This is a genomic window from Mesonia aestuariivivens, from assembly GCF_019311235.1.
In the GTDB taxonomy this organism is placed as follows: Bacteria; Bacteroidota; Bacteroidia; order Flavobacteriales; family Flavobacteriaceae; genus Mesonia; species Mesonia aestuariivivens.
Map to the genome: position 1 here is coordinate 195962 of NZ_JAHWDF010000005.1, position 19823 is coordinate 215784.

Genomic DNA, 19823 nt, shown 5'->3' on the forward strand with positions numbered 1-19823 from the left:
GGCATTACATTTGAGAAATTACAATTAATAGTGGGAATATTCTATAGTTAATTGTTATAATACTAAACGTTAACTATTATTTCTTTTAAAAAAAGTAAAATTTAAAATTAAATTATGTTAAAAAAAGCAAAACTAAACTTATTTTTATTTTTAGCAACCGTAGGAACTATTGGAATGTCTGCACAGACAGAAGCTAAAAAAGTAACTGATCAAGATTTATCTAACTTTGCAGATGCTTATCAAGCGGTGCAAGTTGAAAATCAAAAAGCTCAGCAAGAAATGGTAACTATGATTGAAGAATCAGGTTTAGATGTAAATAAATTTCAAGAAATTCAAAAAGCTCAGATGGATCCAAATACTGAGGTAGATGCAACTAAAGAAGAATTAGCGGCACATCAAGAATTGATGACTGAAATACAAGCTATGCAGCCAAAGTTACAAACTCAAAAGGAAGGCTTAATTAAAGAAAAAGGACTTACGATGCAGCGATATCAAGAAGTAGCTGCTGCTATTCAAAACGATCAAGCTTTACAACAAAAGCTTCAAGCTATTATGATGAAGAAACAAACTTCAGGTACAGAAGGATAATCTTCAAATTAACGTGTAAAAAGTGACACTATCCCGTCAAGTGTGTAAGTTTAAAATAACAGGGGTTAGACTTTTTAAAGTCTGACCCTTTTTTCATAGATCGTTAGGAATTGATTTAAAATGATGCCCCAGTTTCTTACAGGCATCGACCACTTTTTGGTAGCCTCCCTCACAGCCAAATATACGGATTTCATTACAGCATCATCTGTTGGGAAGTAAAGTTTGTTTTTAGTGTACTTTCTTATCTTACCATTTAAGTTTTCAATAAGGTTTGTAGTATAGATGATTTTTCTAATTTCTATTGGGAACTCAAAGAATACGGTAAGCTCATCCCAGTTATCTTGCCAGCTTTTAATGGCATAAGAGTACTTACTTTCCCACTTTTGAGCAAAATCCTTTAAAGCAGCTTCAGCAGCTTGTTTTGTAGGTGCGTCATAGATGTGCTTCATATCTTTTGTAAATTGTTTTTTATCTTTCCATACTACGTATTTACAAGCGTTTCTGATTTGATGTACTACACATATCTGAGTTTTGGATTCAGGGAAAACAGTTTTGATAGTAGCGGTAAACCCATTGAGATTATCAGTAGCAGTGATAAGTATACCTTCTGTGCCACGTGCTCTTATATCGGTTAATACGCTCATCCAGAAAGCTGCTGACTCATTCTTACCTAACCATAGACCTAGAACTTCCTTTTTGCCATCACCTCGAAGGCCAACCGCAATATAGACGGTTTTGTTAATGACCTTGGAGTTTTTACGTACCTTGAAGACGATCCCATCCATCCAAACAATAAGGTATACAGGTTCAAGAGGACGGTTCTGCCAGGCAACTATATCGCCTGAGATTATCTCTGTAATCCTTGATATGGTAGAAGTGGAGACATCAAAATTGTAAACTTCACGAATCTGCTCTTCGATATCGCTGTTGCTCATTCCCTTAGCGTAGAGCGATATGATGACATTCTCAATTCCATCGACCATACTGCCTCTTTTTGGGACTACTATAGGATTGAATGAGGCCTTTCTATCTCTAGGGACCGAAATTTCAGACTCTCCAAATGATGTTTTCACCTTCTTTTTAGAGTGTCCATTACGCGCATTGTCTCCGTTGGATTTCTGGTGTTTACCATAATCAAGATGCCCATCAAGCTCACCTTCCAGCATCTTTTCGATACCACGCTTCTGTATCTCCTTAAGAAAACCAGTAAGCTCATCACCAGTTTTAAACTGTTTAAGGAAATCGTCGTTAAATAAATCTTTTTTTTTCATAATGTGTGAAAATTAAAATTAAACAAAAAATAGCAGGGGTTGCAACCCCTGCTATTTTTTTAACTTACACACTTTATGAAATAGTCCCAAGGCGATGCTTTCGCATCGCCTTTTTTGTAGTGTTCATTTTCCTCTTTCATTTTATTATGAATAGGTTAAGTATAATATCTGATAATTTAGATGCTTATAGAAGATTACAACTAAATTTTAGTCATGCGATCTAATTTTAGAATATATAGATTAAAAAAATAATTTAGTTTAATAAAACGAAAAGCCCAGACCGAAAGGTCTGGGCTTTAATTAACAAAAGATAAAGTTTAGTGGAAATTTTCTTTTGCTAATAGTCTAACTTATTGAACATCCCAAAATAATGGTGTTTGTTGTGTATCGCCTCCAATTGCATTGGCAGCTTCATTATAACTTGCTCCATTTAGATTTTGTTCTAAAATGGGATAGGTAAATCGTAATGGAACTGGATTTTCTGTAACTGAAGGAATATTTAATACTGGAGCATCAAATTTTCTCCAAACATACCAGCCTTGGAAAGCATTGTCATACATAGCTAACCAGAATTGTAAAGCAACAGTTTCTTCCCAGTTATCGTCAGAATAAGCTACATTGTCCTGATCTAAGTAAGAGTCTACATCTACATCATCACCTAACCAATATTGCATTGATGCTGTAATTGCATTTTCGTAATGTGATTCTGCATCATTGACACCTGCAATACCTCTGGCAGCAGCTTCTGTTAGTAGAAACTCTACTTCTGTATAGTCCATTAAAATACCTGGATGTGCAGGATCTCTAAATTCTGCCCCAATGTGCGTATTTGCACTATAACTATTACTTGCTCCATAGGTTCCTCCGTTGTAACCATCTTCTAGATTGTCGTCAAAATAAACCGTTCTACGAGGATCTTCTAGATCATTCATATAATCGACAATTGTATTAGCTGCAACAAAATCATTACGTCCGCTTTGTACTAAATCTTCCCATAATGGGTTGGTGTTTGGCGTAGAGTTTAAGTATTGAAAAATCGCGTTATCATCATTAGAGGTCATTAAACCATTTGAAACAGCAGTTTGAACTGCGAGATTCGCTAATTCAGGATTGGATTCGGTTAATCGCATACCTAATCTTAGTAATAAGGAGTTTGAAAATTTTTGCCATTTATCCATATTACCATCGTAGATCAAATCTTCACCACCAGGGAATCCTTGACCTCCAAAATTTTCATTATTATCAATTAGTTTATTAATCAAGTCTTCATAAATCGCATTTGCATCATCATAAACTGGAGTTGTATTTTCAGTATCTAATGCTTCAGTGTAAGGTACATTACCAAATGTATCAACTAAATATTGCCAAGTAAAAACTTGTAAAACGTGTATTTGTGCTAAACGTGCATTAACTTCACTTTCTTCAAGCAATTGATCGTTAGCAATTGCAAACTCTTCAGCGTCTTTTAAATCTATAAGAACATTTCTATACAGAAGTGTAAAATGAGAACCCGGGATGTTTCTATCGGTTAAATTATAATTAGGTTCTTGTGTATATGTTGTTGATGTCAGATACTGACTAACAAACCTAAAAATGTTCGTATTTACATTTAAGTTTGTGACTTGATCCATTAATTCTTTAGATGCACTCGAGAATAAGTATTCTGCAGGTACACTAGAAGGATTTTTAGGATCGACATTCATCCTTTCGTATTTATCATCACTACAAGATATAAGTAGTAATAAAGAAAATATGCTAACTATATATTTTTTCATATTTTTTTATTTAAAAGTTAAGTTTAAGACTTGCACCAACTTCTCTAAAAGCTGGATATGCACCAGATTGATAACCTTGAATATTACCAGAACTTAATCCCGCTTCAGGATCTGAATAAGGAATATTTTTATGAATGATCCATAAATTTCTTCCGATTAAAGATAATGAGGCGTTTGTAATAGGCGTATTTCCTATAATATTCTCACCAAACTTATAAGTTAATGTTACTTCTCTTAATTTAACATAAGAAGCATCGTATATATGACCTTTATTCGCATCATTTGCGTAACCATATGGAGTTCCATTAGAATCTTCTAAAGAGATTCTCTCATTATTTTGTTCTCCAGATTCAGTTACACCAGGTAAAATTATACCTCCACTGTTTTGATCGTCAGTTAATGGAGCTCTTAGCGGATTACCTAAATCGTTCGTACCTACGGTTCTATCGTATATACCAGTGTTGAACCCATACCAGGTATCTAATGAGAAAATATCACCACCTTGCTGAATATCAATTAAAAATCCTAAACTAATATTCTTATAGGCAAATGTATTTTGTACACCACCAACCCAATCGGGTTGAATATTACCGATGATCTCATTATTAGTTTCAGAAATTTGGTAATAACCATCATCTCCAACAACTCTTTGACCATTACTGTAAATATAATCTGTACCTCTTATTGCTCCGTATGGCTGACCAGGACTTGCATCAATCGTAATACCACCTTGTAAGTTTGCTAAAGGAAGATTAGAAAGACTCTCATCTAACTCTATAACTTCACTACGGTTTCTAGCCCAATTGGCAGAAATATTCCAAGAGAAATTTTTTGTTTTAATAGGTGTACCTCTCAATTGTACTTCCCAACCTTTATTTTCTAAAGATCCTGCATTTCTAATTGCTCTATTGAATCCTGTTGAACGAGAGATTTCTACTGGAGTAATCAAATCTTCAGTAGTACTATTGTAATACGTAACATCAAAACCTATTCTATTGTTAAAAAGATTTGCTTCTAAACCGAACTCATAAGATTTGGTTCTTTCAGGTTTTAGGTTTGGATTGTTAATATCTCCTAAATTACTAGCAATTGCAGAGCCATCAAAAGGATCTAATAGACTGTATGTTTGAAGTATTCTATATGGATCTGTATCAGACCCTACTTCTGCATAATTTGCCCTTATTTTTGCAAACGATAACCAATCTGCTTCAATAACATTAGATAAAAGTGCACTACCCGAAATTGATGGATAATAATAGGTATTATTACTTGCAGGTAGAGAAGATGATCTATCTCTTCTAATCGTACCTTCAATAAAATAGTTATTAAAAAATCCAAGACTGGCTCTAGCGTAAATACCATCTACTAATTTATCCGCATCATACTCTTCAGGAGCTAATAACAGTGATCTAGAATTCGATAAAGAATATAATCCAGGAACATTTAGGCCTCCATTTGTACTAGCAAGTATATTATTCCATTCTTGTCTTCTTAAATTCCACCCAACGTTACCATCTAAATTAATATTGTCTGTAATGTCTTTATTTATATTTAAAATAATATCGTAATTATATTCTGCTTGTCTATTATTGTACCTAGAATAATTTGATACGCCAGTACTACCAACATTTCTTCTTTCTTCTCTTAACTCATCATAGGTGTCGAACGTGAAACGTCCTAAAACGCTAAATACATCGTTAATCTCATAATTCATGATAAAATTACCAAAATAACGGTTACGAGTATCGGTCTCAAAATTTTCGTATCGAGTCCAATAGAAATTATCTGTATAAACTGGCGCGGTATTTCCAGGTCCATTTAAATTCCAAGTTATATTTTGTCTTGTATCTAAATACGCTTGTTTTTGTTCTTTTAAATCAACGTTGGTTTGCCACCACTGTCTGAATGCTTGCATAGGGTTTTCAGAATCATATCCTGTTCCATATCTACCTTTACCATCTGTCTTGATATAACTAATATTGGTAGAAACACTAAATTTATCTGTAATATCCTGTGATCCATTAAATTTTATAGTGTTTCTCTTAATATTACTGTTAGGTAGGTTACCATTTTGATCAAAGTTAGTAACACTTAATCTAAACGCATTTGATTCACCACCACCGCTTATCGCAAAAGAGTTAATAGCGGTAGTTCCTGTTTCCCATACTGAGTTAGGATTGTTTCTTGCAGCTCGCCAAGGCGTTGCTTGCTGATAAGTATTTAATTGTGGAAATAAAGAATTCCACTGATAAACTGGTTGACCATCGAAAGCCGCTCCGTACGAAGCGTCTTCGGTAGTGGGTACCACAGGATCTAGTATACCGTCATTATTAATATCTGCAGAATTGAAGTATGAATCTTCATTTGGACCGTAAAATTCACCATAGCCAGCACCATATCTATTTTGATATTTTGGAAGCGTATTACTGTTTACTTCAGAAACTGTAAATGTAGAATTTACTGAAACGCCAATACCGTTTCTCTTCTTTCCCTTTTTAGTTTCAATAATAATAGCACCATTTGAAGCTCTAGAACCATATAATGCAGTTGCCGCAGCACCTTTTAAAACATTAATAGATTCAACATCTTCTGGGTTAACATCGGTTGCCGCATTACCATAATCATAACCACCAACACCAGAAGTTTGATCTGCAGTATTATTATTTGAATTATCAATGATGATTCCATCGATTACATAGAGTGCTTGGTTATTTCCTGTTAAAGAAGAAAAACCTCTAATAATGGTATTAGAAGAACCACCCATAGTTCCTGAAGGATTAACTTTTAATCCCGCAACTTTACCTTGTAAAGAATTAATAAAGTTAGATTGTGGAACATCTGAAACTTCAGAACCATCTACTTCTTGTGTAGCATAACCAAGTGATTTTTTTTCTCTTTCAATACCTAATGCTGTAACTACAACTTCGTCTAACTGAGCAGAATCTGGTTCTAATACCACATCGATTGTCGTATTATTAGTTACTGAATATTCTGTCGTTTTTAACCCTACATACGAAAATACAAGTATATCTCCTTCTTTAGCTTGTATTGTGTAATTACCATCAAAATCGGTTTGAGTACCTGTTGATGTGTCTTTAATAACCACATTAACCCCTGGAAGAGGTAACTGGTTGTCGTCTGTTACTGTGCCTTTAATTTCACTTGTCTGTGCCAAAAGCACCTGTGAAATTAGCACACTCAATAGTGTAAAAAACACCTTTAATTTTGTTCTCATATTTTATTTATTTGAATTAGCCACTTTGAAGTAGTTAAAAAAAAGATTAAGAACAATCATTTATAATGTTATTTAACAGGTTTTTTATGTTATTTTAACATTAAATTTGTTTTTTATTAACGTTTTAATTTCATTAAGTGATATTATCATCGGTAAATAATTAAAAAAAGCCACGCATTAAGCGTAGCTTTTTTTTAAGTTAATAAATATGTTGAAAACTTACTTATTAATAATACTATTTAAAGTTTCACTTGCTCTCATTTCTTTATAAACAAGTTTGGTATCAGGGTAATAATAACCATTAATATCTACAGGGTTTCCTTGTGCTGCATTTAATTCGGTTATAATTTTATCTTCATTTTCTTTCATTGCTGAAGCGATTTCAGAAAATTCAGTTTTCAGCTCTTCATTTTTATCTTGATGAGCTAAAGCTTCTGCCCAGTACATCGCTAAATAAAAGTGACTACCACGATTATCTAACTCGTTTACTTTACGAGAAGGAGATTTCTTGTTATCTAAGAATTTATCGGTGGCTTCATCTAAAGTTTCTGCTAAAACTAATGCTTTTGCATTGTCATATTTTTTACCCAAATGTTCTAGCGAAACGGCAAGCGCTAAAAATTCACCTAAAGAATCCCAGCGTAAATGCCCTTCTTCTACAAATTGTTGAACGTGCTTTGGAGCAGAACCTCCGGCACCAGTTTCAAATAAACCACCACCATTCATTAACGGAACAATAGAAAGCATTTTTGCACTTGTACCTAATTCTAAAATAGGGAAGAGGTCAGTTAAGTAATCTCTTAATACATTTCCAGTTACAGAAATGGTATTTTTTCCTTCTTTTACTCTTTTTAAGGTATAGGTCGTAGCTTTTTCTGTAGACATGATTTGAATGTCTAAGCCTTCAGTATCGTGATCTTTTAAGTAAGTAGTTACTTTCTTAATTAATTCAGCATCGTGAGCTCTATCTTCATCTAACCAGAAAATTGCTGGCCAGTTGGTGTCTTTAGCACGGTTTACAGCTAATTTTACCCAGTCTTGGATAGGTGCATCTTTCACTTGGCACATTCTCCAAATGTCACCTGCTTCCACTTCATGCTCAATTAAAACTTTACCTTCGTTGTTTACAACCTGAACCTTACCGTCTGTTGTAATTTCAAAAGTTTTATCGTGAGAACCGTATTCTTCAGCTTTTTGAGCCATTAAGCCAACATTAGGTACTGTTCCCATAGTAGTTGGGTCAAACGCACCATTTTCTTTACAAAATTCTATTGTGGCTTGGTAAAGTGGAGCATAACTACTATCAGGAATTACTGCTTTGGTATCTTGAGTTTTGTTATGTTTATTCCACATTTGACCAGAAGTTCTAATCATTGCAGGCATTGAAGCATCAATAATTACATCACTTGGCACATGTAAATTGGTAATTCCTTTATCAGAATTTACCATAGCGATATCTGGACCGTTTTCTAAATCTTTTTGAATATCGGCTTCAATCGCTGTTTTTTTATCTGCAGGAAGATGATCTATTGCATTAAGTACAGCACCTAAACCACTAGTTGCATCTGCACCTACTTCTTTTAATTCTTTAGCATATTTTTCAAATACATCTGCAAAGAAAACTTCTACGGCGCGACCAAAAATAATAGGGTCTGATACCTTCATCATCGTTGCTTTCATATGAAGTGAAAAGAGAACACCTTGTTCTTTTGCCTCAGCGATTTGCTCTTTTAAAAACTTAACCAAAGCTTTTGTACTCATAAAAGTACCATCAATCACTTCCCCTTCTAAAACGTGTGTCTTTTCTTTTAGTACGCTAGTGTTTCCATCTTTGCCTACTAATTGAATTTTTACATCACCTTCTTTTTCAATGGTTACTGATTTTTCATTAGCAAAAAAGTCTCCACTTTTCATCGTTGATACGTGAGATTTAGAGTCTTTACTCCAATCTCCCATACGATGTGGATTTTTCTTTGCGTAATTTTTTACGGCTTTTGGTGCTCTACGATCAGAGTTTCCTTCTCTTAATACTGGGTTTACAGCACTACCTTTAACGCTATCGTATTTTTTCTTGGTTACCGATTCTTCTTCGGTGGCAGGCTCATCTGGATAGTTAGGTAATTTGTAACCTTTGGATTGTAACTCTTTAATTGCTGCTTTTAATTGCGGAATAGAAGCACTAATGTTTGGTAATTTAATAATATTTGCTTCTGGAGATTTAGCCAATTCTCCTAATTCTGCTAAAGCGTCTGCAACTTTTTGATCTTCATTTAAAACTTCCGGAAAAACAGCTAAGATTCTTGCTGCTAAAGAAATATCTTTAGTTTCTACATGAATTCCCGAAGACTTAGTGTAAGCTTCTATAATAGGTAATAAAGAGTGTGTCGCTAAAAACGGAGCTTCGTCTGTTTTTGTATAAATAATTCTTGGTTGTTCTGCCATTTGAATTGTATGATTTAGTTTTTAAAGATTATATGAAATCTTAAGTTATTAATTCAGTTAATCAATCTATGTGAGAACGTAATATAGATTTTTGTGAGTATCACAAATATAATGAATTGAAGCCTTTTTTGCAGTATATTTTTAATTAGAAATCTGTTAAGAAAGAGGAAATATGCTTTTATTTATTAGAAAACAAAAAGAAAATATTAAATAGAAGTAGAGTTTGCACTCAATTTTCTTTAGAGATGAATTTTGAAGTTAATAATCTAGGTCTTTTTCTAAAGAAGAAATTAAAGACCCCATTTTTTAATTGCATAAAAAAACCTTCAGTAGAAACTGAAGGTTTTAATGTATTTTTTAAAAGGAAAGAATTATTTGAAACGACGTTCTTTAATTCTTGCTTTTTTACCAGTAAGTTCTCTAAAGTAGTAAATTCTAGCTCTACGAACTTTACCTCTTTTATTAATTTCTACTTTCTGTAAAGCAGGTAAGTTGATAGGGAAAATACGCTCTACACCAACTGTTCCACTCATTTTACGAATTGTAAAAGTTTGAGCAGTACCTGTACCTTTAATTTGAATAACTACACCTCTAAAAAACTGAGTACGAGTTTTAGCACCCTCTTTAATTTCGTAGTAAACAGTGATTGTGTCTCCTGCGTTAAATTTTGGAAATTCTTTTTTTGTTACGAATTCGTCTTGAACAAATTTAATTAACGATTCCATTGTTAAATAGATTTAAAATAATTCTTAATCAACATTCACGACTATCGCCAGAGGTTAATATAGAAGCGGTTGCAAAAATAATATTTATTTTTTAAATAACAAGTTTAAAGAATTAATCTTTTAAGAGATCAGGTCTTTTTTCTAGAGTACGTTGGTAAGCTTGTTCTTCTCGCCAAGTTTCAATCTTAGGAAAATTACCGCTGGTTAGTATTTCGGGCACTTTCCATCCTTTATATTCTGCAGGTCTTGTATAAATTGGTGGGGCTAATAAATCGTCTTGAAAAGAATCTGTAAGGGCAGAAGTTTCATTACCTAAAACCCCTGGTATAAGTCTAATTACAGCATCACAGAGTATGGCAGCGCCTAATTCACCACCCGATAAAACAAAATCACCGACAGAAATTTCTCTAGTAATAAAGTGGTCTCTTACGCGTTGGTCTACACCTTTATAATGACCGCAAAGAATAATAATATTGCCTTGCAAAGAAATTTGATTGGCAATTTTTTGAGTTAAAGTTTCTCCATCGGGAGTCATATAAATAACCTCATCATAAGCTCGCTGTGCTTTTAAATCTGAAATACATTTATCGATAGGTTCAATCATCATCACCATTCCGGCACCACCTCCAAATTGATAGTCATCAATCTGCTTGTAATTATCATTTACATAATCTCTTAAGTTGTGAAGATGAACTTCTACTAATTTTTTTTCTATCGCTCGCTTTAGAATAGAAGCCTCAAAGGGGCTTTTTAAAAGATCTGGAACAACGCTGATAATATCGATACGCATAAAAGGCCTAACTTAGAGTTTATTTTTATTTTGTTTGTTTTTTTCGTCTTGAAGTTGTCTGCCTAATTTTTGCTGTTTTTCAAGCGCTTGTTTGCGGTACTCGTCAAATTCAGTTTCATTCTTAGCTAAATTAATTTTAGCTTCTTTAGTTTGAATATTACTTTGTTTGTATTTGTATACAAAGAATACTAAAATTAAAACTAGCACCAAAATAATAATCCACATGATGGTTTGGTAGGTGCCTTTATTGGTGGCAATACCAAAGAAAGAAATTTCGTCTTTTTCTTCTGTAATTTTATTTAAATTATTTTGAGTTTGGGTTAACTCTGCGTTTAAGCTATTTACTTCAGCTTTTTGCTTTTCAATGGTTTTTTTAGAATTGTTAATTTCTGCATTTAACGATTTAATTCGCTCAACCGTTTTTCTTTGAAGTTGTAAAAGTTGATTTTGTTTTACAACTTTATAATCTTGATAATTGTTAGAAGATTCGATTACTTCATTAAATTGACTGTTAATCGTCGTTAATTCTTGTTCATTTTCTTCTTCTTGAGCAAAGCCTAAGAGACTAATAGAAATGAAAATGAAAGTGAAAAATACTTGGTTTAATTTCATCATTGCAAATTAATATTCAGATTAAATAACTTATGTTATTCAACTTTATTGTAAAAGTTTTATTTAAAATTAAAGGCTCAAATATAGGTAAAGCTCAGAATATTTAAACTTAAAAATAAAAAAAACCTACCGGGCAAGCGGTAGGTTTTTAGACGACAGTTTTTACTAATTAATAGTAAGTAAACCGCCTAACTTTGGCTATGTATTTAGCCAGACGAATAACTTGATGACTGTAACCATATTCATTATCATACCAAATGTAGACGATTAAGTTTTTGCCATCTTCAGTAACAATGGTAGAATTACTATCGTAAATAGAGGGCGCAGAAGAACCTATAATATCTGAAGATACCAATTCGTTGTCTAACGAATATTTTATTTGTTCTACTAAATCACCTTCTAAAGCATATTTTTTTATGATGGTATTTATCCCTTCTAATGAAATAGGATTTTTTAAGGTTAAGTTTAGAATAGCTAGTGAGCCGTTAGGGACAGGAACTCTTATGGCGCTAGAGGTAAGTTTACCTTCAAAAACAGGTAAAGCTTTGGCGACAGCTTTTCCTGCACCAGTTTCTGTGATTACCATATTTAAAGCAGCGGCACGACCTCTTCTGTATTTATCATGCATGTTATCGACCAAATTTTGATCGTTTGTATAGGCGTGAATAGTTTCTAGATGACCATGTTGTACGCCTAAAGAATCTTCTACAGCTTTTAAAATAGGGGTGATGGCATTGGTGGTGCAAGAGGCTGCAGAGAAAATGGATACTTGGTCTGGATCATATTCTTTATGATTAACGCCATGTACAATATTCGGAATTCCTTTTCCTGGTGCAGTAAGTAAAACTTTACTAGCACCTTTTGCTTTTAAATGACGCTTTAATGCTTCTTCATCTCTAAATGCTCCAGTATTGTCAATTATTAATGCGTCATCAATTCCGTATTGAGTATAATCAATATCTTCAGGTTGGTTGGCAGAGATTATATAAACAGTAGTGCCGTTAATGATAAGTGCTTTTTTCTTTTCGTCTACACTCACGGTACCCGAAAAATCGCTATGCACAGAATCACTCTTTAATAGAGAAGCTCTTTTTTCTAAAATAGTTTTATCTACAGCTCCTCTAGTGACAATTGCCCTAAGCCTTAGTTGACTGCCTTTGCCTGTTTTGGTCATTAGTTCTCTAGCTAATAGTCTTCCTATTCTACCAAAACCATATAAGACAACATCTTTAGGAGCTATATTTTTGTATGATTTGGCTTTAGAAAGTTTATTAGAAATAAAAGCAGTAGCATTATGTTTAGAACTTTCTAGCTGATATTCATAGGTTAATTTACCAATATCTAACTTTGCGGGTGGAAGATCTAAAGCTAAAATAGCTTTTACAATTTCTACAGAATCAAAAATGGAAAATGGTTTTTGAACAAACTTTGCCGCATACTCATGTAAGTTTAAAATTTCACTTACATTCTTGTCGATCAGCTGATTTCTGAAAAGAACCATTTCTATGGATTTATCATACCATAAATCACTAATTATTTTAATAAATTCTACAGTAGCTTTTCTGCGATTTGCCTGAAAGGCTAATTCTTTCTCGTATGCTGCGTTCTGACTCATTTTTTATTGATGTTTTTGTGAATAAAAATTAAAAAGTCAAGACAAAAGTACAAATATCAATCGTTTTCGTAACTGTTTTTAATAAAAAAAATCTCCTTATCGTAATAAGGAGATCTTGCGAAAAATATAATATTTTAAGGTTTGAAAGTGTAGCTTTCTTGCTGTCCATTAATACTTCTAAAAGTTACTTTAGTAATTTCGTTATTATTTTTTTGATTCATTATTTTTTTAACATCATTAATTGTTGAAACTTTTTGATCATCAATAGCTATAATAATGAATTTATCTTGTGGAATTTCAAAATGTTGCGATAAACTTCGTATAATTTTGACACCGCTATCTGTTCCAAAATTGCTCAGGTAATTCTCATCTGCGTTAGTAATTTCAACTCCAGCTACTTCTAAAGCAAAAGTTTCATATTTGGTTAGCTTTACGTGAGCAGTTTTCTCTTCGCCGTTTCTGAAGTAATTTACATCTACCTCACTACCTGGACGTTTAGTTTTAATGTAAGAAGTTAAATCTGAAAGCTTTCTTACTTTTACATGGTCTATTGCTGTGATTAAATCGCCTTCTTTTAAGCCTGCTTTTTTTGCGCCATCAGCACTTGAGGCAACATACACACCTTGAGAAATAGAAAGTTCTCTTTCTTTGGAAGCTTTCGGGTCTAATGTAGCGCCGGTAATTCCTAAAATCGCTTGTTGTACATCTCCATATTCTAAAATATCTTCTACAATCTTTCTAGCATTATTACTTGGTACAGCAAAACCATAGCCAATATAACTACCGGTTTGTGAGGTTATCGCAGTATTGATACCAATTAATTCTCCATTGGTATTTACTAATGCGCCCCCGCTGTTTCCTGGATTAATGGCAGCATCTGTCTGTATAAAAGATTGCATTTTTGAGTCTCCTTCATTTAAATCTCTTCCCTTGGCACTAATAATACCTGCAGTTACGGTAGAAGTTAAGTTGAAAGGATTACCAACTGCTAATGCCCAATCTCCTATACTTACGGTATCACTATCTCCAAACGGAATGTATTCTAAATCTTCAGCTTCTATCTTTATTAAGGCAATATCAGACTGTGGGTCTGTACCTATAACTTTAGCTTTGTAGGTGAGGTTGTTATTTAAAGTAACTTCTAGCTCACTAGCTCCATCAATTACATGATTATTAGTAACAATATAGCCGTCTGGAGTAATAATTACACCAGATCCCGCACCTTGAATGGCTCTTCCTCCTCGCATTCCACTCATATATTCTCTTAATGTTCTAGGCTGCCTTCCTACCGCTACATTTTTTACGTGAACTACGGCATGAACCGTTTTATTCGCGGCTTCTGTAAAATCTGTATTTACCGCATTACTTCCAGCGGCAAATTTATTTGAAATAAAAGAAGCAGCTTGCTTTTGTTGCTTTTCTTGCGTTTGATAAATGGGTGCGCTGTTTTCATCTTCTAAAAATAGTTTATAGCTCCCAAGGGTAAGTGCTCCACCCAACATAGATACAAATAGTAAACTTGTTATTTTTTTCATTTTTATATGGAGTTTTAAATAATTCAACCTTAAAATTAAAAATTTCTGAAACCTTAAAATATTTGCTTAACTGTTTTTTAACGGCATAGATTTCAAAGTGATTATTGTATATTTGCACACTTTTAAAACGAAAAAATGACCGTAAAATTTTATAAGTATCAAGGAACAGGTAACGATTTTATCATGATTGATAATCGGGAAATGTTTTTCAAAAATGATACCAAAATTATTCAGCATTTGTGTGACAGAAAATTTGGCATAGGAGCCGACGGTCTTATCTTACTCGAGCATTCTGAAGATAAAGAAGATGATTTTAAAATGGTTTACTTTAATAGTGATGGCAACCAAAGTACCATGTGTGGTAATGGTGGCCGCTGTTTAGTTCGGTTTGCAGAGTTTTTAAATATTGTAGATAAGAGTGCTACTTTTACAGCAATAGATGGGAAGCATCGTGCTAAAATTGAGAACGATAAAATTCATCTTCAAATGCAAAATGTTCATGGAATTAAAGAACTAGGAGATGAATATTTTTTAGATACGGGTTCTCCACATCACATTGTTTTTACTTCAGATGTTCATCAATTAGATGTAAAAAAAGAAGGAGCGGCTATTCGTTACAACGACATTTATAAAAATGAAGGGACTAATGTTAATTTTGTAGAACCTCAAGAAGAAATACTCCAAGCAAGAACTTATGAACGTGGGGTGGAAGATGAAACACTTTCCTGCGGAACTGGAGTTACCGCAGTAGCTATCGCTGCCACTTTTGCTAAAAAATACCATACATTACCCGTAAAAATAAAAACACCAGGAGGTCTTTTAGAGGTGAATTTTAAACAGAACGAAACTCAATTTACGGAAGTTTGGTTAAGTGGTCCAGCACTACAAGTTTTTCAAGGTGATATTTTATGCTAACACTTACCGGAAAAAATATAAATTTAAGACCTTTAGAGCCCGAAGATCTAGACTTTATTTATACCATAGAAAATAAAGAAGAGCTTTGGGAGTTAAGCTCTACGCAAACACCTTATTCAAGATTTCTAATTAAGCAGTATTTAGAAAATGCACACCTAGATATTTATGAAGTAAAGCAACTGCGTTTAGTTATAGAAGCTAAGAACCTAGAAGCTTTAGGCTTAATAGATATTTTTGATTTTGACCCGCAGCATCGAAGAGCTGCTATAGGAATTTTAATTGTAGATGATCAAAATAGAGGGAAAGGTTTTGGTGCAGAAGCTTTACAATTATTGTGTGATTATGCATTTGAACGATTAAAGCTTCATCAAGTCTACGCGAATGTAGCAGAAGATAATCTAAAGAGTCAGCATTTATTTGAACGTCAAGGTTTTCAAATAGTGGGGGTTAAAAAAGACTGGAACCTCGTTCAGGGAAACTATAAAAATGAAATATTATACCAATTTATAAATCATGTATATTAAAAAAATTCTGTTAGCCATTGTTCTTTTAGGGATGGTAGGTTTAGGTATCTTTAGTTATTATGTTTATCATACGATTCTTGCCCCTAATACCAGTTTTTCTTCAGAAACAAAAGAAGTTTTTGTGAAAACAGACGCAAGCTACTTAGATGTTATTGAACAATTACGACCTTTAGTAAAAGATATTGAAAGTTTTGATGTCGTGGCTCAAAAGAAAGCTTATGCTAATCATATTAAAGCAGGAAGATTTGTGTTAAAAAAAGGGATGAGTAATAATGATATCATCAATACCTTAAGAAGCTCCAACCAACCTATTTCGTTAGTATTTAATAATCAAGAACGTTTAGAAGATCTTGCAGGTAGAGTTTCAAAACAAATTGAAGCCGATAGTCTTTCTTTACTTCAAACTATGAGCGATAGTGCTTTTTTAGTTGAAAATGGGTTTCAACCAGCGACGGCTTTAGCTATGTATATTCCTAATCAATATGAATTTTATTGGAATACTTCCGCGGAAACTTTTAGAGCACGAATGCTTAAAGAGTACCAGCGTTTCTGGAACGAAGATAGAAAAGCAAGAGCAGAAAAGATCGATCTAACGCCTAACGAAGTTTATACGTTAGCTGCCATCGTTCAAAAAGAAACCGCCAAAGTAGATGAACGTAGAAGAGTAGCTGGCGTTTATATGAACCGACATAAGCGTGGTATAAAATTAGATGCTGACCCTACCGTAATTTATGCTGTAAAGAAGAAAAATGGCGATTTTGATAGAATCATCAAGCGTGTGCTATATAAAGACTTAGAAACAGATTCTCCATATAACACCTACAAATACGCAGGTCTTCCACCAGGGCCCATTGCGATGCCTGATATTTCTGCCATCGATGCGGTTTTAAATTATGAAGATCACGATTATTATTACTTTGTAGCCAATCCAGAAAAACCAGGCTATCATAAATTTGCTAAAAGTTTGCGTCAGCATAATAACAACCGCCAAGCTTATGTGCGTTGGATTAACAAAGTTGGCATTAATCGATAGTTGAGTTGAGCGTTTCCCTAGCGGGGCGGGCTTTACATTACAATCTTTTAATTCGTATTCTCATTAAAAGGATTTTCATTACAATCCCTAACGCAGTAATTAAAATTTATAATTTAAAAAACCTTGTTGTTAAAAACAAGGTTTTTTACCATAGGGGTTACTATTATGGTCAATCGTATAATTAAATTCTTTACCATCTTTTCCCCGAATATAAGTTACATAATCCCATACGCCAGAATGTGTTAAAATATACTCACCATTTACTTCACCTTTATAAATTTCTTGATAGTAATTTTTAATGGTAGGGTGGGCACCACCTTCTGTAGATTCTTCTTTAACGTATTGAAGCGAAATCGCCTCATTTTGTCCTTCATATTTAACATGACTCGCTTTTCCATTCGCTGCAAATTCAACCCAAATTCTCTTGCTTTTATTGTTGTCGTTGGTAAAACAGACATATTTTGAGTTTTTTGATTCTTTAGTAATGCTAGGTTCTTCTTTTTCAATTACCGCTTCTTGTTTCTTCTTCTTTGTTTCTGCTTCTTTTAAAGTATCAGTATTTTTTTTTTGGTGTTGATTACTTTCTTTACAAGAAATTGTAAAAGTTGATACGAAAAGTAGTAATAATAAAATTCTCCTAAGATTCATGGCTTATTTTTTATGTTGAAAGATCAAACTTCTTGCCTCTTTCAATTTTTTTTAATAATTTTTATTTTCTTCACTCGTTTTAAATCCATTAAATTAATAGGATTAATCCCTAAACCTTTTACATTTTTTTGTGTAAAACGCACTACTTGATCATAATATAAAGGGATCACTGCAGCTTCATTCATGATAATCGAATCCATTTGTTGGTAAAGCGGAATTCTATCTTTTGCTATAGACGTATTGATGGCTTTTTTATATAAATCATCAAATGCATCCGATTTAAAATGCGTGTAATTAGGACCGTTAGGCGAATAATTTTCAGAATAAAATAAAGATAAATAATTTTCAGCATCAGGATAATCTGCAATCCAACTGGCCCTAAAAATATCTAATTTTCCGGCAGATCGTTGTTGGCGTAGCGTAGAAGGCGGCATCACATTAATATTTACTTGTAATCCAATTTTTTGTAATTCTCGCTGTATATATTCTACCAAATCTAAATAGGAAGAATTGGTGCTTATGCTTATTGCTGGAGAGGTGTCGCCAGTTTCTTTTTGGTAATTAACGAGGAGCTCTTTTGCTTTTTGAAGATCGTATTCGTAGTATTTCTTCTTGGCAAATCCTGGTAAACCTTTGGGGATAAATCCGTTTTGAGCAGGTGTTCCAATACCGTTTCGTAAATAGGTAATCATCGTTTCTCGATTAAAACCATAATTTATAGCTTGGCGTAAAGATGTAGATTTAATTTCAGTCTTGTCGCTATCGAGGTAAATCCCTAAATATTCGGTATTTAAATAGGGGGCAGAAAGCATTTCTATACGGTCGGCGTATTTGTTTTTTAATTTTCCTACAGAAGAAAGTAATTCATCTTTATAAGAAGGATCCAATCCGCTTAAAAAATCGAGATTCCCTTGTGCAAATTGTAAAAATTCACTCTGTTTATCGGGTAAAAAAGTAATGGCAACAGCTTCTAAATAGGGGAGTTGCTTTCCGTTGTTATCTTTTTCAAAATAAAGATTGTTTCTTCTAAAGACCAGTTTTTCATTGGCTTCCCAACGTTTAAATTTAAACGGACCGGTGCCAATAGGGCTTACTCTAAAATCGAGTTTTTCCATTTCTGTAGGAATTACCGAACAAAATTTCATCGATAATAAACCTAAAAATGCAGGGAAAGGTTGTTTCAGCTGAATCTTTACTGTTGAATCATTTTCCGCAGAAATCGTTTCTACATATTGCATCACCCAACTTCCGGGGGAAGCTAAGTTTCTATCAGTTAATCGCTCTAAACTGTAAACTACATCTTCAGCATTAAAAGTTCGGGTAGCATCTTTGCCAAAAATCTGGTGTTTATGAAAATAAACATCTTTCCGTAGTGAAAAAGTATAGGTTTTGGCATCTTCAGAAATTGTCCAACGCTTCGCTAAGTCTGGTTGAATGTTTAAACTATCATCTAATTGAACTAAACTATTATAAAGCTGATGGCAGGGCCAAATATTTCGTTGGTCTTTCGCAAATGCAGGATCTAACGAGGTGATATTTGCGTGTTCATTGTAGCGAAAAACAAGATGATCTCTGCTCCTTTCCGTAGTATCTTGGCAAGAAATTAAAAATAAAGTAAGTATAAAAAGGAATATTCTAGAGGTATGGAAGTGGGAAGTTAGAAGCACGAAGTTTTAATTTATGGAGTTTCTAAAAGCAATAATCATATTCATCAGGTTGAAGCATTTTTAATATTTTTCTTTAAATCTTTCTTCACTTACATAGTTTCTATATTTTGCTTTGTAAAGACAAGTAAAGACAAGTAACGACTTCTGCTAAAGAACTTACTGAATAACCTAGAGATTTTTTATTTTCTGAACTAGATTGTAAGATTGAGCCTTCAGTAATATTTAATGCTACAGAATCTGCAGCTCTACAAATTTGCGAAGAAAGATTATACATTTCTTTTTTAGGGAAATTATCTGAAATTAATTTCTTCTCTTAATTCCATTGCGATTTTCTAAATTTTAAGTTTTTCAAATTTAAAACTCATTTGTAAGGTTTAAAAATCTAAATTAAGAAATTATTGTCTTTCAACTTCTAGCTTCAATCTTCCAAGCGCTAAATCATTAAAAT

16 protein-coding genes are annotated in these 19823 nt (G+C 33.3%); 4 read left to right on the forward strand and 12 right to left on the reverse strand.

Annotated features, from left to right (window positions below):
- The first annotated feature begins 114 nt into the window (after nt 1-114).
- Nucleotides 115-588, forward strand: coding sequence for a DUF4168 domain-containing protein (locus KW502_RS06660; RefSeq protein ID WP_219039759.1), 474 nt, complete (start codon nt 115-117; stop codon nt 586-588).
- A 74-nt stretch (nt 589-662) separates the two neighbouring features.
- Here KW502_RS06660 and KW502_RS06665 read toward each other — a convergent pair whose 3' ends face one another.
- The 9 genes from KW502_RS06665 to KW502_RS06705 form a co-directional block, all read right to left on the reverse strand.
- Nucleotides 663-1859: an IS256 family transposase gene (locus tag KW502_RS06665; RefSeq protein WP_219039760.1), complete on the reverse strand. Its 1197-nt coding sequence runs from the start codon at nt 1857-1859 to the stop codon at nt 663-665.
- 350 nt (nt 1860-2209) lie between these two features.
- Entirely contained in the window at nt 2210-3634 is a 1425-nt protein-coding gene (locus tag KW502_RS06670) for a SusD/RagB family nutrient-binding outer membrane lipoprotein (protein ID WP_219039761.1), read from the reverse strand.
- A 10-nt stretch (nt 3635-3644) separates the two neighbouring features.
- Nucleotides 3645-6869 (reverse strand): SusC/RagA family TonB-linked outer membrane protein, encoded by a 3225-nt coding sequence (locus KW502_RS06675; RefSeq protein WP_219039762.1) that lies wholly within the window; start codon nt 6867-6869, stop codon nt 3645-3647.
- Between the two features lie 219 nt (nt 6870-7088).
- A complete protein-coding gene (locus tag KW502_RS06680; RefSeq protein WP_219039763.1) occupies nt 7089-9311 on the reverse strand; it encodes an NADP-dependent isocitrate dehydrogenase in 2223 nt (740 codons plus the stop codon).
- Between the two features lie 371 nt (nt 9312-9682).
- On the reverse strand, nt 9683-10036 hold the full coding sequence (rplS, locus tag KW502_RS06685; RefSeq protein ID WP_219039764.1) for a 50S ribosomal protein L19: 354 nt from the start codon (nt 10034-10036) through the stop codon (nt 9683-9685).
- Nucleotides 10037-10148: 112 nt separating this feature from the next.
- Nucleotides 10149-10826, reverse strand: a complete 678-nt coding sequence (gene trmD / locus KW502_RS06690) for a tRNA (guanosine(37)-N1)-methyltransferase TrmD (protein ID WP_219039765.1) — start codon at nt 10824-10826, stop codon at nt 10149-10151.
- Nucleotides 10827-10838: 12 nt separating this feature from the next.
- Entirely contained in the window at nt 10839-11441 is a 603-nt protein-coding gene (locus KW502_RS06695; RefSeq protein WP_255554146.1) for a hypothetical protein, read from the reverse strand.
- 166 nt (nt 11442-11607) lie between these two features.
- Nucleotides 11608-13053: a glyceraldehyde-3-phosphate dehydrogenase gene (locus KW502_RS06700; RefSeq protein ID WP_219039766.1), complete on the reverse strand. Its 1446-nt coding sequence runs from the start codon at nt 13051-13053 to the stop codon at nt 11608-11610.
- Nucleotides 13054-13187: 134 nt separating this feature from the next.
- A complete protein-coding gene (locus tag KW502_RS06705; protein ID WP_219039767.1) occupies nt 13188-14588 on the reverse strand; it encodes a S1C family serine protease in 1401 nt (466 codons plus the stop codon).
- A 135-nt stretch (nt 14589-14723) separates the two neighbouring features.
- Between KW502_RS06705 and dapF the strand changes: the two genes are divergently transcribed.
- Genes dapF through mltG form a run of 3 tightly spaced genes read left to right on the forward strand, consistent with a single transcriptional unit; the run spans nt 14724 to nt 17060 of the window.
- A complete protein-coding gene (gene dapF, locus KW502_RS06710) occupies nt 14724-15503 on the forward strand; it encodes a diaminopimelate epimerase (protein ID WP_219039768.1) in 780 nt (259 codons plus the stop codon).
- Entirely contained in the window at nt 15497-16027 is a 531-nt protein-coding gene (locus tag KW502_RS06715; RefSeq protein WP_219039769.1) for a GNAT family N-acetyltransferase, read from the forward strand. Before dapF ends, KW502_RS06715 begins: the two co-directional genes overlap by 7 nt.
- The gene (gene mltG, locus KW502_RS06720; protein ID WP_219039770.1) at nt 16017-17060 is read left to right on the forward strand and encodes an endolytic transglycosylase MltG; all 1044 of its coding nucleotides are present in this window, start codon (nt 16017-16019) and stop codon (nt 17058-17060) included. The genes KW502_RS06715 and mltG overlap by 11 nt, the downstream gene beginning before the upstream one ends.
- A 129-nt stretch (nt 17061-17189) precedes the next feature.
- On the opposite strand, the gene KW502_RS06725 is transcribed toward mltG, so the two are convergent.
- The 3 genes from KW502_RS06725 to KW502_RS15370 all read right to left on the reverse strand — a co-directional run bounded on the left by KW502_RS06725 (nt 17190) and on the right by KW502_RS15370 (nt 19649).
- Nucleotides 17190-17708 carry a hypothetical protein gene (locus KW502_RS06725; RefSeq protein WP_219039771.1) on the reverse strand — a complete coding sequence of 173 codons (519 nt, stop codon included), beginning with the start codon at nt 17706-17708 and terminating at the stop codon, nt 17190-17192.
- 41 nt (nt 17709-17749) lie between these two features.
- The gene (locus KW502_RS06730; protein WP_219039772.1) at nt 17750-19375 is read right to left on the reverse strand and encodes an ABC transporter substrate-binding protein; all 1626 of its coding nucleotides are present in this window, start codon (nt 19373-19375) and stop codon (nt 17750-17752) included.
- A gap of 100 nt (nt 19376-19475) precedes the next feature.
- On the reverse strand, nt 19476-19649 hold the full coding sequence (locus KW502_RS15370; RefSeq protein WP_255554151.1) for a four helix bundle protein: 174 nt from the start codon (nt 19647-19649) through the stop codon (nt 19476-19478).
- Nucleotides 19650-19823: the final 174 nt, after the last annotated feature.

What these genes read in the sequence shown, in the direction of transcription:
- KW502_RS06660 (WP_219039759.1), top strand. Translation starts at nt 115, where the DNA reads ATGTTAAAAAAAGCAAAACTAAACTTATTTTTATTTTTAGCAACCGTA.
- KW502_RS06665 (WP_219039760.1), bottom strand. Translation starts at nt 1,859, where the DNA reads ATGAAAAAAAAAGATTTATTTAACGACGATTTCCTTAAACAGTTTAAA.
- KW502_RS06670 (WP_219039761.1), bottom strand. Translation starts at nt 3,634, where the DNA reads ATGAAAAAATATATAGTTAGCATATTTTCTTTATTACTACTTATATCT.
- KW502_RS06675 (WP_219039762.1), bottom strand. Translation starts at nt 6,869, where the DNA reads ATGAGAACAAAATTAAAGGTGTTTTTTACACTATTGAGTGTGCTAATT.
- KW502_RS06680 (WP_219039763.1), bottom strand. Translation starts at nt 9,311, where the DNA reads ATGGCAGAACAACCAAGAATTATTTATACAAAAACAGACGAAGCTCCG.
- rplS (WP_219039764.1), bottom strand. Translation starts at nt 10,036, where the DNA reads ATGGAATCGTTAATTAAATTTGTTCAAGACGAATTCGTAACAAAAAAA.
- trmD (WP_219039765.1), bottom strand. Translation starts at nt 10,826, where the DNA reads ATGCGTATCGATATTATCAGCGTTGTTCCAGATCTTTTAAAAAGCCCC.
- KW502_RS06695 (WP_255554146.1), bottom strand. Translation starts at nt 11,441, where the DNA reads ATGATGAAATTAAACCAAGTATTTTTCACTTTCATTTTCATTTCTATT.
- KW502_RS06700 (WP_219039766.1), bottom strand. Translation starts at nt 13,053, where the DNA reads ATGAGTCAGAACGCAGCATACGAGAAAGAATTAGCCTTTCAGGCAAAT.
- KW502_RS06705 (WP_219039767.1), bottom strand. Translation starts at nt 14,588, where the DNA reads ATGAAAAAAATAACAAGTTTACTATTTGTATCTATGTTGGGTGGAGCA.
- dapF (WP_219039768.1), top strand. Translation starts at nt 14,724, where the DNA reads ATGACCGTAAAATTTTATAAGTATCAAGGAACAGGTAACGATTTTATC.
- KW502_RS06715 (WP_219039769.1), top strand. Translation starts at nt 15,497, where the DNA reads ATGCTAACACTTACCGGAAAAAATATAAATTTAAGACCTTTAGAGCCC.
- mltG (WP_219039770.1), top strand. Translation starts at nt 16,017, where the DNA reads ATGTATATTAAAAAAATTCTGTTAGCCATTGTTCTTTTAGGGATGGTA.
- KW502_RS06725 (WP_219039771.1), bottom strand. Translation starts at nt 17,708, where the DNA reads ATGAATCTTAGGAGAATTTTATTATTACTACTTTTCGTATCAACTTTT.
- KW502_RS15370 (WP_255554151.1), bottom strand. Translation starts at nt 19,649, where the DNA reads ATGTATAATCTTTCTTCGCAAATTTGTAGAGCTGCAGATTCTGTAGCA.